Raw genomic sequence first — 12,981 nt, 5'->3', positions numbered from 1 at the left:
GCAAGTTGGGCAAAGTTGTTGAACTTGATTGTAAATTAATGATCTCATGCTTTTTAGGCGTGAGGAGTGTAAAACTGAGTATTAACAGGCATTAGTTGACTATGAGTAAAATTCGCATCGCGCTAATTGAAGATCATGATCTCACCCGTGTGGGCATTCGGACAGCACTTTTGCAAAAGACAGAAATTGAAATTGTTGGGGAAGCTACCACCGCTGCGGAGGGGCTAAAAATGTTAAAAACAGTGCAACCAGATATTGCTATTGTCGATATTGGTTTACCAGATAAGGATGGAATTGAGCTAACAAAAGAGCTAAAAAGTATTACTGAAACTGAAGAGCTAAATACAAAAGTGTTAATTTTGACTCTACAGGATAATAAGGAATCCGTATTGGCAGCTTTTGCCGCAGGTGCAGACTCCTACTGTATGAAGGATATCAACTATGACAATTTGCTGGAAGCAGTGCGAGTAACTTACAATGGCTATGCTTGGATTGATCCAGCGATCGCCAGAATCGTATTACAACAAGCACAGCAAAATCCGAATAAATTAGCTGTATCCTCATATACCAAAACCTTTGCAAACTCTTTAGAATCAGAGGAAAATCAGCAGTCTATCGAACCTTACGCCCTCACAGATAGGGAATTAGAAGTATTACAGTTAATAGTCGAAGGTTGTAGCAATGCACTCATCGCCGAAAGATTGTATATCACAATTGGGACTGTAAAAACTCATGTTCGTAATATTCTTAACAAGCTATCTGCTGATGACCGCACCCAAGCAGCAGTACGCGCTTTGCGTTCTGGAATTGTGGGCTAGGAACGGCTAATTAGTGAGTGGGATCTTGCTAAATCGCCCACTGAAAAAATATGGGATACAAGCCCCGTCCTAGAAGGACGGCTTTATGGTACTAGATATAGTCGCCATAGGGCATTAGGAGACTATAAACGAACGTCGAGGGATGGTAAGACTATTTCGATAGCACAACCCAATGAAGCGTTAAGGAATCCTCGGACTTGAGGACGAGGAGGTATGTCAAAAGACGTTGAAACCTAAAAACTTTTTTAGATTTATAGGTTTCAACTTCGGGTTTTTTAGCCTATTTTCTTATAAAATTGGTGATATAGCCGTAGACAAGGCGATTAGGACATTAACCAAAACTCAAACTTAGACAATGAAAGGCTTTTAACACTGTCACCTGTCACCTGCTGTATCTTGCTATTAAAGTATCTAAAAATATAGTCAAATATGTATGACACAGAAAGTGGTAGAAAAGCTCAAGCTCATGGTGGTAGATGATGAGCCAGATAACTTGGACTTGCTTTACCGCACTTTTTGGCGAGACTTTAAAGTATATAAAGCAAATAATGCCCATCATGCTTTGGCAATATTAGACCAAGTTGGGGAGATGGCTGTGATTATCTCTGACCAAAGAATGCCAGATATGAACGGCACAGAATTGTTTAGTCGGACAGTGGAGAATTTTCCCGATACAATTCGGATTTTACTAACTGGTTTTACTGATGTTGAAGATTTGGTAGATGCTATCAACTCTGGTCAGGTATTCAAATACATCACTAAACCTTGGAAACCTGAACAACTCAAGGCATTAGTTGAGCAGGGACGGGATACTTATAATTTAGTTAAAAAGCGGACAAAAGAACTGCGTAATGCTCTGCAACGAGAATCTTTATTTAATGCTGTGACAACGGCAATTCGGGAATCTTTGGACTATGACAGCATCTTACAAAAGATTGTCGTTACTATTGGACAAACATTTGCTGTTACCAGTTGTTTGTTGAGACTGGTAGAGGGCGATCGCTTGACACCAACTCAATTTTCCTATCACGATCCTAAATCCCCAGCCATTACTTCACTTTTAGTCCCTATCCCTTTAATTGAAGAAGTTTTCCACACCCAAAAATATCAGTTAGCTCAAGATACACATAATCAAAATCCTTATCACTACCTAGTTGTCCCATTTAGTTACCAGCAGCACTTACTAGCTGTGATGACTCTCTATCAATGGGGAAGTGAACAACCTTGGCAAGAGGAAGATATTCAACTTATTACAGATGTGGCAGAACAAGCTGCTTTAGCCCTCTCCCAAGCTAAACTCTACCAAAGCCTGCAAGAAAAACAACAGCAAATCCGGGTTGAATTGCAAGTAGCCCGCCAAATTCAAAATAATCTCCTCCGTCAAACCTTACCTGAGTTTGATGGTGTCAAAGTACAAGCTTGCTGTTATCCTGCACGGGAAGTAGGAGGAGATTTTTTTGAGGTCTTTGTCCATCCTCAAGGTGACTTGTGGCTGGCTGTCGGTGATGTTTCCGGTAAAGGCGTGCCAGCGGCTCTATTCATGGCCAGTGCTATTTCTCTGTTGCGTCGGGAATTATCTCAACAATCACCAGCCGAGCCGAATATGGTCATGCAAAATCTCAACTATGCTCTGGCTGATGATTTAATGAGTAACAATTATTTTATTACTCTTGTGATTGCATCTTACAACAGAGCGACCAAAGAGCTTGTCTATGCTAATGCTGGTCATATATATCCTCTCTTGTGGTCACACTCAGCAACTTTAGTTACTCAACCTCATTACCTCAAAGTCCGCAGCGTTCCCTTGGGAATTTTACCCAAGTGGCAGTCACAGCCAGGCCGATTGATTTTGGCTCCTGGAGACACATTGCTATTAGCTAGTGATGGTATTACGGAAGCGAAAGTATCACTAAATTCAGAATCATCTATAAAAACTGATAGTAGCGGTCAGCCAATTAACTCTTCTATGCTAAATCAAGAAGGTCTTTGGCAACTTATACAAGAGCAACCTCAACCTTTTTCTCTGGAACATTTACTAACTTGTATTCAAACAGATAATCATCTGCAAGAAGATGACCAAACTATACTCTCCCTGGAGGTTTTGTAACTCATGAAAAGTGAGCTTCATGTACCAAGTGATTTGAGTTTTGTAAATATCGTCGAAACTTGGTTGTTGGGATGCTTGAAAATCCATCTGGGGGACTCTGTGGATTGGTCAGAGCAATCAGGTCGTTTGCGCTTGGCGTTGGTTGAAGCTTACTCCAACGCTGTGCGTCATGCTCACAAAGATCAGCCTAGCTTACCGATTTTACTGCGTTTGGAACTAAAAGAGCGGAAATTAGCGATCGAAATTTGGGACTATGGTAATGGTTTTGATATGTCTACCTACTTTCCTCCCAATCCTACGCAAAAACAAGAAGGTGGTTATGGGTGGTTGATTATGAATCGTCTCATGGACAAGGTAGAGTATCGGTTGCAGGTTGATGGTGCTAACTGTCTAAAGTTAGAAACTACCATACCAGAACTGGTTAATTGACAAGCTCTTGCCTAAAGACGGTGATTTATTAAGAAATATGAATAACATTAATAACTTTTGCTAAATTTATTTGATTTATTAGTGATAGTTATCGAATACTTAATATATTAAGGCTGCTTTTTGTGTTAACGAAGAGCCTGAAGTTGATACCAAATTTATCACTTTGCTTATGGAACCTTTATTTTGCTTATCACCCCGCTATCGTCTTGACGATGAATCACCTTGGTTAGAAGGTATCGACCCTAGTCGTCATTACTGGATTGCGGTGAATGGAGAAAAAAAGGTAACATTAGCTCTTCCTGGGTTGATAGTGTCTTCTTTTGATGAGTTTAAAGAAGTAATTCGCAAATTTCGCTCTCTAGAACCAGGAGAGATGATGAGTTTGGCTAGAATCTCCAGCCGTTGCATGATTCGCTGCATTGCTCCTAACTGCTATGCTCTAGAAGCTAGAATCAATGATGCTCCTGTGTGGCATCTTTTTGATCAAGAAACTTTAGATAGTTTGTTAATGACCGCACACCCAGATTGGCAATGTGCGCCCTCAGATATTGAGCTAGGTAGAAGATTGTTATTGCGTTCTTTGGCTCAACCAACTGTTACCAAAGGATAATCAAATTATTTCTGGAACAACTGTATATTCCTTGTTAGGTGGCCGTAGGGAAAGTAAGTCTTGGGGTGAAGCTAAAAGTTTGATTTTGGCTTCGATAATTTCCCGTTGTGGGTTAAGGATAAATAACCACAAAACATTAACACTACACCAAGAGGTATGGGCTTTCCCTGTAACTTGAAGTTGAATGTGGTGATCTGCTAAATTATCAATAATTCCTTGCTGGGGTTCGGCTTTAATGTCTTGCGCTTCTCGCTCAAGATAGGAAGCGATCGCCTCTGGTCCTACAACAGCAGACTCCAAAGGTGGATACATCACACCATCTTCAGCAAATAAGGCCGCAGTGGCTGTAAAATCACCTGCGTTTAAAGTATTAAAATAATTCAATATAGTTGGTTCTGCAATTCCTTCAATAGCAATATTCATATTTTTAGGTTTGTAATAGGTTGTCACATAGATGCCCGACTTCTCAAATAAGTTGGGCATCTCATTAATTATTACGTTTTTTTAAAAAAATAAATTATTCCCAAGTCATTACCTGGGAATAAAAATTTAAAAATACATTGAGGTTGGGAGAATATCAGCGATTAGTCAGCTAGGGGATCAACACCCATATCTGTGACTACTTTGCGGAAAACGGTGATTTGTTGACCAAAATCTAATTCTTTGAGAGTTTGTAAAACTTGTGCGCCATCACGGGAAATCTGATAACCTGCTGGTACAGGTACGACAAAACCCTTGGCCATTAATTCTGCTAATTCGTACCAAAAAGCTAACTTGGTATTAGCACTAAGAATTCCGTAAGCACGAGAAAATTGAGAATTTTTTTGAGCAGCTAAATCACGCATCGCTTCCAACTGCTCTGCATTAGACATTTGTTTAATTTGATTCAATAAACCTTCTGCTAACTGCAATCTAGCTACACCTGTAGCGGCTGGGGTAATGGATTTACCCATTTCTGTGTAAGCGTACCAAAGGACTGCTAGTTGGTCATCCACGCTGAGAGCTTTAAATACAGCAATGGTTGAAGTTACAACATCAACTGTTTGGTTGCTGTAGTTGAAAGCACCAGAAAAGCGGGTTGAAGCTGAATCAGAAGTGAAAGTCATGATGTTCACCACAGTTTATTAACTAAGTAAGCCGTTAATTCGTGGGAGGTTGGCATCACTCTGCGTTGCTTGACCTCTTGTAAGCTATTCTGCATCATTTCTTAACAAATTGCAAATAAAATTTACATATGGTTGGAGTAGCAAAATCAAATGAATGTATCGATGGTATTGTGTATAATCGCAGTGCAGCCAAGTGGCAAAATTTTAGATCACCAAAATGAATGAGTGTGCCTTAACTAGCAGTGTCATCAAAGAGAAAGTTAAAGAGTTAGGCTTTCACAAAGTGGGTATTGCTGCTGTAGAAGACGTAGACGCTACAGAGGCTCAAAAGTTGCAAACATGGATGGCAATGGGTTATCACGCTGATATGGAGTGGATGGGAAACCCAAAACGTCAGGATGTTCGGTTAGTGATGCCAGAAGTGCGATCGCTTGTCTGTGTGGCGCTGAATTATTACACACCACATCAACGCCCGGAAGGTGAAGAATACGCGAAAATTTCCCGCTATGGCTGGGGACGGGACTATCATAAGATACTGCACAAGAAGCTCAAGCAACTGGCTACCTGGTTAGAATCACAAAGAGAAGGGATAAAAGCTAGATATTACGCAGACACAGGACCAGTACAAGATAAAGTTTGGGCGCAAAAAGCTGGTATCGGTTGGATCGCCAAAAATGGTAATGTAATTACCAGGGAGTATGGGTCTTGGGTATTTTTAGGAGAAGTATTAACTAATATAGAACTAGAAAGCGATAGCGAAGCGCTCCGTAGGAATCGCCCAGCTACACAACATTGTGGAACTTGTACAAGATGTATACAGGCTTGTCCTACTGGCGCAATTACTGAGCCGTTTGTAGTCGATGCTAACAAGTGTATTGCCTATCATACCATCGAAAACCGTTCGGAAACATTGCCAGAAGAAGTAAAACCCCATTTGCAAGGATGGGTTGCTGGTTGTGATATTTGTCAAGATGTATGTCCTTGGAATCAGCGTTTTGCTCAGGTAACTGATGTGGCAGATTTTCAGCCTTATCCTGAAAATTTAGCACCCAAGCTGGTAGAATTAGCGCAAATCACAGATGAGGAGTGGGATAGACGATTTCCAGCATCAGCCTTGCGGCGCATTAAACCAGAAATGTTACGAAGAAATGCTCGTGCTAATCTTGACGCATCTAGGCTAAAGAATGACCCAGAAAGTAATAATCTTTGATTTTGATGGCACAATTGCAGATACAGTAGATGCCCTTGTCACTATTGCCAATCGTTTAGCTGTAGAGTTTGGTTATATACAAATATCTCCCAATGAACTTACTCTTTTAAGGAATTTAACCTCTAGGGAAATTATCAAATATTCAGGTGTCTCTCTGTTGAAAATTCCTTTTCTAGTCAAAAAAGTTAAAGGTGAATTAAAAAACAAAATCCAAGAATTAGAGCCTATATCTGGGGTTACAGAAGCATTAATAGCACTGCATCATCAGGGATATAGACTGGGAGTGATTACTTCTAACTCTCCAGAAAACGTGAGCAAATTTCTCAAGTGTCATGATTTAGATTATCTATTTGAATTTATCTATTCTGGAGTAACGATTTTTGGCAAAACAACGATAATTAATAATGTATTAAGGCAAAGACAAATCAAACCCCCAACAGTAATTTATGTGGGGGATGAAACCAGAGATATAGAGGCTGCAAAAAAAGCTAATATTAAGGTGATTGCGGTGACGTGGGGGTTTAATTCTCCAGAAGCACTAGCCAAGGAAAATCCTGACTTTTTAATTCATCATCCCAGTGAATTATTGGATGTTGTCAAAAGTTGTTAAAAGCCCAACCTGATTCCGGTTGAGCATTAGCAATAATATCTTTATTGCAATTCTAAAAATATGTTTTTGATAGAAAATCTTTAATTACTGATGAGCAGCTTCACCCTTTTTCAAAGCTTTTTTTACTAAATCATCACTGATGCTAGTCACAGCTTCATCTCTAGAAGCACCAATTTCCTTAGCCATTTCTACATAATCATCAGGATTACCAGTAGACTGTGCTTGAGTTTGTGTCTCTTCTGGTTCAGGGATGTCATATTTAGGTGCAGTGGCCGCTTCAGCCGCAGCAGAACCTTCATCTGTGCGGTCAATTTCACTAACACTGAATTGCTGTGCAGCTGCATAATCAGCTTCAAAATCTACCTTTGGCGCTTTTTCTTCACCGTTCACTATTTGTTCGGCAGCTAATTTTGCATCATGAGTGGTAGCTTGATTGGGATTAGGCTTCACTTTATCAGACATAACTAAAACCTTAATTAATATTTACATTGCTGCTGGTGCAACTTTATCTAAAATAGCTAAAAAAAATATTAAAATCTTGCTCCCTAAGAGAGATATCCAACTCTATTAAAGGGTAGATAAATAACTAAATTAGCTAATTATTAAACATCTTTCTTTTGGTACTAGAACAGAATTATAAAAGTCTGATAATCCTGTAGGTCTTAACTGTTAAATTGCGCTGGTGATGATATGACCGCAAGTTACAATAAAACTATTTCTCATCAAGCTCAGAGCCAGGAAACTCAAAATTTAGTGGCAGAGTTTAATGCTTTAGATACCGATGCCAAATTAGCTTGGCTATATTTTGTTTATGAAAAAATGGGTGATACTGTTACTCCAGCGGCTCCCTCAGCCGCAGAACCAGAATTAGCTCCAATGTTGCTAGGAGACTATTTACAATTATCAGATGAGGAACAACTAGAAATTATGCGGGATATAGTTAACTGTCAGGATACAGACTATTCTCGTGCTTATGGGGCATTAAAAGAAAATAACCAGTTATTAGTTTGGTATGTTTGGGCAGAAGCTATGGGGGATACAGTAGTGGGAATGCCAGATAATTACGAGTCAACTGAGGCAATTAATGATTTACTTGCTCGAATTGAAGAAATAGATTTTGAAGGTCAAATTTCTGTTTTGCGAACTATTGCTGGTGAGATGGGTTTTAGTGATGTCAAGCCGATTGCAACGCAAGCAGAAACAGGCAAAACTTCGAGTTTGTAATTAATTCAAAATTCTGAATTTTGAGTCGGAATTTAACAAGTTGTAATTTGATTTAACTCCGCTGGGGTGAGGTGAAAATGTATCACTTCACCTACGATTATTAATATAATACTTTGCCCATAATAATATAGCAGTAGGCAAAAGGCAAAAGTAAAACCTTTTTTATCACTGAATTTGAGCTTTTAATAATGTCCTAACCGCCTTGTCCATTGCTATATGAGTGATTATTTACCGGATGTGTTGCATCGCTCAATCTGTAATTTTGCCTCTTAGGGCTTTAATTTCGCCGCGTTTGGTTTTGCTGTCAATGCGTTTATTTTTAGCGCCGCGCGAGGGTTTTGTGGGCTTGCGTTTTGGGGAAATGACAGTGACGCTTTTGATTAAGGTTTGGAGACGTTTGAGCGCGTCTTCTTTATTCTGTTCTTGAGTACGATGCTGTTGGGCTTTGATAACGATTATCCCATCTTTGGTGATGCGTTGATCTCCCAAATTGAGCAGACGTTCTTTGTAAAGCGGTGATAGGGAAGAGGCGTTGATGTCGAAGCGCAAATGAATGGCTGTAGCAACTTTATTGACATTTTGACCACCTGCACCTTGAGAACGAATTGCAGTAATACTAATTTCGCTAATAGGGATGGTGGTTCTGTCGGTGATTTGCAGCATGGTGATTTTTTAATGACTTTGATGTTTATCCCGCTTTTAAGTAAGTCGGCTCGAAAAAACCGAAGCAAGTACAAAAATGTAAAAACTCTGAAAATCTCTTCCCTTTTGCCTTTTGCCTTGCCATAATGACAATTTTCAACGCCTACCTACTTATTCTAATCTTTCAATTTGACTGTTGATATTCTGCTCAAGAAACTACAAGCTGATGTAACTCACTTGGTGTCAGGTGAGAATGGACAACTTCTCCATCACGAAACCAAACAATGCGTTTAGTTTGACGAGCAACTTCTGTTTCATGAGTTACCATAACAACTGTAATTCCACTGCTATTTAATTCACCAAAAATATCTAAAACTTCCTGAGTAGTGCGAGAGTCTAATGCACCTGTAGGTTCATCAGCTAAAAGCACAACGGGACGGTTGACAATGGCGCGGGCGATCGCTACTCTTTGTTGTTGTCCCCCTGATAATTGGGTAGGTTTATTATTGAGACGTTTTTCTAAACCTACTTTTATCAATGCCTCAATTGCCCGTTCTTTTCTTTCCCCAGGCTTAACACCAGCATACACCATTGGCAGCATCACATTTTCCATTGCTGTCAATTGGTTTAATAAATGGAATTGTTGAAATACAAACCCTAACTTTTTATTGCGAATATGTGCCAATTCTGTATCACCGATTTGGGCTACATCAAGATTGTCTAAATAATAATGTCCAGAACTGGGACGATCTAAACAGCCGATAATATTCATCGCGGTAGATTTACCAGAACCAGAAGGTCCCATAATCGCACAATATTCACCTTTTTCTATAACTAAGTTGATATCATTTAGGGCTTTTACTTCTGTTTCACCACTACCATATATTTTGAAGATGTTCTCTAAACAAATAATTCCTGATTTTCTCTCAGGATTAGTAATACTAGAATCGTTAACAGTGAGAGTATTAGACATGGAGATTTATCCTTTTTTTAAATAGTTTTTTTGTCAGAATCAGGATATCCAGGATTTAAGGATTGACAGGATGAAAATTTGATAATTATCATTTATAGCAGGAGTCAGGAGTAAAACTGGCTTGGTGTCTAGGTTTCAATTTTGATTCTGTACCTCATTGATCTGCAATCTGCTGCAATACTGCTCGGTTAAGCCTAAAAAGTAATTATACGGTAGGTTGGGTTGAGGAACGAAACCCAACATTATCAAGGATTTTGTTGCGTTTCGCTATCGCTCAACCCAAGCTACATTTCCTTAACCGACAAGTATTGCAATCTGCTGTATGTCCAAAAATTCTCTAATCATCTAAATATTTCAATCCTGAAAATCCTTAAATCCTGGACATCCTGATTCTGACATTTTAAAAAACCGCTATTTTCCAAAATCCACATTTATATATACAATATGTCCAAAAATTCTCTAATCATCTAAATATTTCAATCCTGAAAATCCTCAAATCCTGGATATCCTGAATCTTTAATTTTTAATTATTTACGCGCTCCTTAATGCCACAATTGGGTCAAGTTGAGCAGCACGACGGGCAGGAACTACGCCAAAAAATAAACCAATTCCACCAGAAATGCCAACAGCCATTGTAATTGAAACAATGGAAATACTCGCTTCTAAAGGAGTTAGGGCTGATACTAAGATTATGCAACCGACACCAACCGCAGTACCCACTAAACCGCCAATTACAGAAACAATTACTGCTTCAATTATGAACTGAAGTAAAATGTCTTGTTGAGTAGCACCAATTGCTTTTCTCAATCCAATTTCTTGGGTGCGTTCGGTGACAGAAACGAGCATAATATTCATAATACCAATTCCACCGACAAATAGAGAAATGCCTGCGATCGCAGCCAGCATGGTTGTCAAAGCACCGGAAATTTGACCTACTGTTTGCAAAGCATCCTTTTGGGTACGGATAGTAAAATCATTTTCACCGACAAGTTTGTGGCGTTGTCGTAGTAAATTGGTAATTTGAAACTCTGCTGCATCTACACTATCTGCATCTTTCGCAGAAGCAACAATATAGGTTACTTCTAATCCATAGGGAGAAGTTTTGCCGACTAGCCGATTTGCTGATGTGAGAATCGGAACTAATGCTGATTCATCGTAATCTACACCCAAATTTGAACCTTTGTCTGTTAGTACCCCAATTACTTGAAAGCTGGCGTTTTTGATTCGTATCTGCTGACTAACGGGATTAGTATTACCAAAAAGTTTTTCTTTCAATTTTGCACCAAGCACGACAACTTGGTTGCTGCGCTTCATATCTATGTCTGTGAAAAACCTTCCTGTCGCTACTTCAAAATCACGTACTGTCAAAAAGCTGGGAGTTGTACCAATAATATTGACATCGGTATTTCTATTTTTATAAGTAACCACCTGTCTACTATTGAGTTCGGCAGAGGTAGCTGCTATTGTGGGTACTTGAGTTGCGATCGCTTTAGCATCTTCTAAAACCAGAGTTCTGGTAACATCTCTAGAAACCCGTTGAACTTCTTCATTACCGGGAATCACAAATAAAATGTTTGGTCCCAAGGAATTTAGTTGATTGGCTACAAACTTTTGTCCCCCTTCCCCAATTCCAATCATCGCAATTACAGAGCCATTACCAATGATAATACCCAACATTGTTAAGGCGCTTCGCAATTTGTTAGCGAGTAAGGTTTTACCTGCCATTTGCACGCTTTCTAAAAAATTCATTATTTTTTCTCTGCTTTGGCTTTTTGAATTTTGTAGTCTTTGGGTGGGTTCACAAATATCAAATCACCCTGTTTTACTCCCTCTAAAACTTGCGTTTCATCTTTGATTTGCGTTCCAATTGTGATTTCTCGAAACTGAGGTTTATTATTTGCATCTGGTATCAGTACGCCAGTTTTACCATTTTCGGTGAGAATTGCGACTGTTGGTAGAGTTAAAGCATCGTTAATGCGATCGCCCAAAAACGTTAAATCCACATTTAAGCCAGAACGCAGTTTATCTGCACCACTATCAATCACCACCCGCACCTGAAAAGATGTCACACCTTGCTCTATCACCGCTTCAGGAGCAATCAAACGGACACGGCCTTTAAACACTTGATCGGGATAGGCATCAGCGACAATTTCCACCGGTTGTCCCTGCTTAATTCTACCAATATCAGCTTCGGGAACTTGAGCTAAAACTTCCAAACCCGTCGCTAAGGCCACAATTGAACTGGAAGTTGCTGATGTACTGCTAGAAGCCGAAGTTGTTGGTGTTACAAAAGCTCCTATATTCGCGTATTTTTGAGTCACAATCCCTGCAAAAGGAGCGCGAATAATGGTATCTTCCAACTGGACTTGTTGCTGCTTTAACTGAGCATTTGCAGCCGCTACAGATGCTTTAAGTCGGGCAATTTCTTCGATCCGACTGCCATTTTCTAACCTTCGCAGTGCTTCCCGTTCTTGAGTAACTACTGCTTCTTGCTTTTTAATATCTTCGTCGCGGCTACCCACTTGTTGCAGTGATAATCGGCGTTGAGCTTCTTGTAAACTGGCTTTTGCTCTTTTATCTTCACTGATATATTGTTCTAGGGAATCTTGGGAAATAGCGCCTTCTTTTGCTAATCCCTGATAACGTCTAACTCTGGCTTGGGTTAATTCTACTTGCGCTTTGGCTGAATCTACAGCAGCCCGTGCTTGATCAATTTCTTGAGTACGATTCCCCGCCCGAATGATAGCTAACTGAGCCTCAGCTTGAGCTACACGTGCTTTCCCTTGGGCAATTTCTTCGGGACGACTCCCCGCTTGACTCTCTGCTAATTGTGCTTTGGCTTGCTCTAAGTTGGCTTGAAATTGGAGAATTCGCATCTTAATTTCGGAATTATCCATCCGAGCAATAATTTGTCCTTTCTGGACTTTTTCCCCCTGTTCAATATCCAAATCGGTGATAATTCCCGGATTTTTGGGACTAATATTCACGCTTTGTACTGGTTGCACTTTCCCACTAGCGGTAATCCGCACAGTGACGTTTTTTGCTGCTACTGGAACAGTGAGTTTAGTAATGTCTTGTTTACTGTTTTCTAGATTCGCTATTTTTAAGGCTGTGGTTGTCCCAACTATCAAAATACCAGATGCCATCAACCCCATTAACCAGCGAAATGGGTACTTAATTTTTTTGCCAATTAGCGGAATTTCTATGTAAGCAGTCATATTGTTTGGCCGTATTTACTAGAATTGAGAGTTG

Annotated in this window: 14 protein-coding genes; 7 read left to right on the top strand and 7 right to left on the bottom strand. The window is 39.7% G+C overall.

Going from position 1 to position 12,981, the window contains the following annotated elements; translation table 11 throughout:
- Positions 1-101: 101 nt before the first annotated feature.
- The 4 genes from H6G06_RS01990 to H6G06_RS01975 all read left to right on the top strand — a co-directional run bounded on the left by H6G06_RS01990 (position 102) and on the right by H6G06_RS01975 (position 3,964).
- Positions 102-818 carry a response regulator gene (locus H6G06_RS01990; protein WP_190556554.1) on the top strand — a complete coding sequence of 239 codons (717 nt, stop codon included), beginning with the start codon at positions 102-104 and terminating at the stop codon, positions 816-818.
- A gap of 433 nt (positions 819-1,251) precedes the next feature.
- Positions 1,252-2,925: a SpoIIE family protein phosphatase gene (locus H6G06_RS01985; protein ID WP_190556552.1), complete on the top strand. Its 1,674-nt coding sequence runs from the start codon at positions 1,252-1,254 to the stop codon at positions 2,923-2,925.
- A gap of 3 nt (positions 2,926-2,928) precedes the next feature.
- A complete protein-coding gene (locus H6G06_RS01980; protein ID WP_190556550.1) occupies positions 2,929-3,354 on the top strand; it encodes an ATP-binding protein in 426 nt (141 codons plus the stop codon).
- A gap of 169 nt (positions 3,355-3,523) precedes the next feature.
- Positions 3,524-3,964 (top strand): hypothetical protein, encoded by a 441-nt coding sequence (locus H6G06_RS01975; RefSeq protein ID WP_190556548.1) that lies wholly within the window; start codon positions 3,524-3,526, stop codon positions 3,962-3,964.
- Here H6G06_RS01975 and H6G06_RS01970 read toward each other — a convergent pair whose 3' ends face one another.
- Together H6G06_RS01970 and H6G06_RS01965 are read right to left on the bottom strand one after the other, a co-directional pair.
- Positions 3,965-4,387, bottom strand: a complete 423-nt coding sequence (locus tag H6G06_RS01970; protein ID WP_190557225.1) for a nuclear transport factor 2 family protein — start codon at positions 4,385-4,387, stop codon at positions 3,965-3,967.
- Positions 4,388-4,548: 161 nt separating this feature from the next.
- Positions 4,549-5,070: an orange carotenoid protein N-terminal domain-containing protein gene (locus tag H6G06_RS01965; protein ID WP_190556546.1), complete on the bottom strand. Its 522-nt coding sequence runs from the start codon at positions 5,068-5,070 to the stop codon at positions 4,549-4,551.
- Between the two features lie 217 nt (positions 5,071-5,287).
- Between H6G06_RS01965 and queG the strand changes: the two genes are divergently transcribed.
- Together queG and H6G06_RS01955 are read left to right on the top strand one after the other, a co-directional pair.
- The gene (gene queG / locus H6G06_RS01960; protein WP_190556544.1) at positions 5,288-6,280 is read left to right on the top strand and encodes a tRNA epoxyqueuosine(34) reductase QueG; all 993 of its coding nucleotides are present in this window, start codon (positions 5,288-5,290) and stop codon (positions 6,278-6,280) included.
- A complete protein-coding gene (locus H6G06_RS01955; protein WP_190556543.1) occupies positions 6,255-6,890 on the top strand; it encodes an HAD-IA family hydrolase in 636 nt (211 codons plus the stop codon). Before queG ends, H6G06_RS01955 begins: the two co-directional genes overlap by 26 nt.
- A gap of 84 nt (positions 6,891-6,974) precedes the next feature.
- Here the strand turns inward: H6G06_RS01955 and H6G06_RS01950 are convergent, their stop codons facing one another.
- On the bottom strand, positions 6,975-7,352 hold the full coding sequence (locus H6G06_RS01950) for a hypothetical protein (protein ID WP_190556541.1): 378 nt from the start codon (positions 7,350-7,352) through the stop codon (positions 6,975-6,977).
- A 228-nt stretch (positions 7,353-7,580) separates the two neighbouring features.
- Here H6G06_RS01950 and H6G06_RS01945 point away from each other — a divergent pair, with 228 nt between their 5' ends.
- Positions 7,581-8,114: an orange carotenoid protein N-terminal domain-containing protein gene (locus tag H6G06_RS01945; RefSeq protein ID WP_190556539.1), complete on the top strand. Its 534-nt coding sequence runs from the start codon at positions 7,581-7,583 to the stop codon at positions 8,112-8,114.
- 249 nt (positions 8,115-8,363) lie between these two features.
- Here the strand turns inward: H6G06_RS01945 and arfB are convergent, their stop codons facing one another.
- The 4 genes from arfB to H6G06_RS01925 form a co-directional block, all read right to left on the bottom strand.
- Complete coding sequence (gene arfB, locus H6G06_RS01940) at positions 8,364-8,777, bottom strand: alternative ribosome rescue aminoacyl-tRNA hydrolase ArfB (RefSeq protein WP_190556537.1); 414 nt, start codon at positions 8,775-8,777, stop codon at positions 8,364-8,366.
- A 187-nt stretch (positions 8,778-8,964) separates the two neighbouring features.
- A complete protein-coding gene (locus H6G06_RS01935; RefSeq protein WP_199306548.1) occupies positions 8,965-9,729 on the bottom strand; it encodes an ABC transporter ATP-binding protein in 765 nt (254 codons plus the stop codon).
- Positions 9,730-10,260: 531 nt separating this feature from the next.
- The gene (locus H6G06_RS01930; RefSeq protein WP_190556536.1) at positions 10,261-11,478 is read right to left on the bottom strand and encodes an ABC transporter permease; all 1,218 of its coding nucleotides are present in this window, start codon (positions 11,476-11,478) and stop codon (positions 10,261-10,263) included.
- Positions 11,478-12,947 (bottom strand): efflux RND transporter periplasmic adaptor subunit, encoded by a 1,470-nt coding sequence (locus H6G06_RS01925; RefSeq protein WP_190556534.1) that lies wholly within the window; start codon positions 12,945-12,947, stop codon positions 11,478-11,480. The genes H6G06_RS01930 and H6G06_RS01925 overlap by 1 nt, the downstream gene beginning before the upstream one ends.
- Between the last annotated feature and the right edge of the window lie 34 nt (positions 12,948-12,981).

It is taken from the genome of Anabaena sphaerica FACHB-251, assembly GCF_014696825.1.
In the GTDB taxonomy this organism is placed as follows: domain Bacteria; phylum Cyanobacteriota; class Cyanobacteriia; order Cyanobacteriales; family Nostocaceae; genus RDYJ01.
This window is presented reverse-complemented; position numbering and strand designations above follow the sequence as displayed.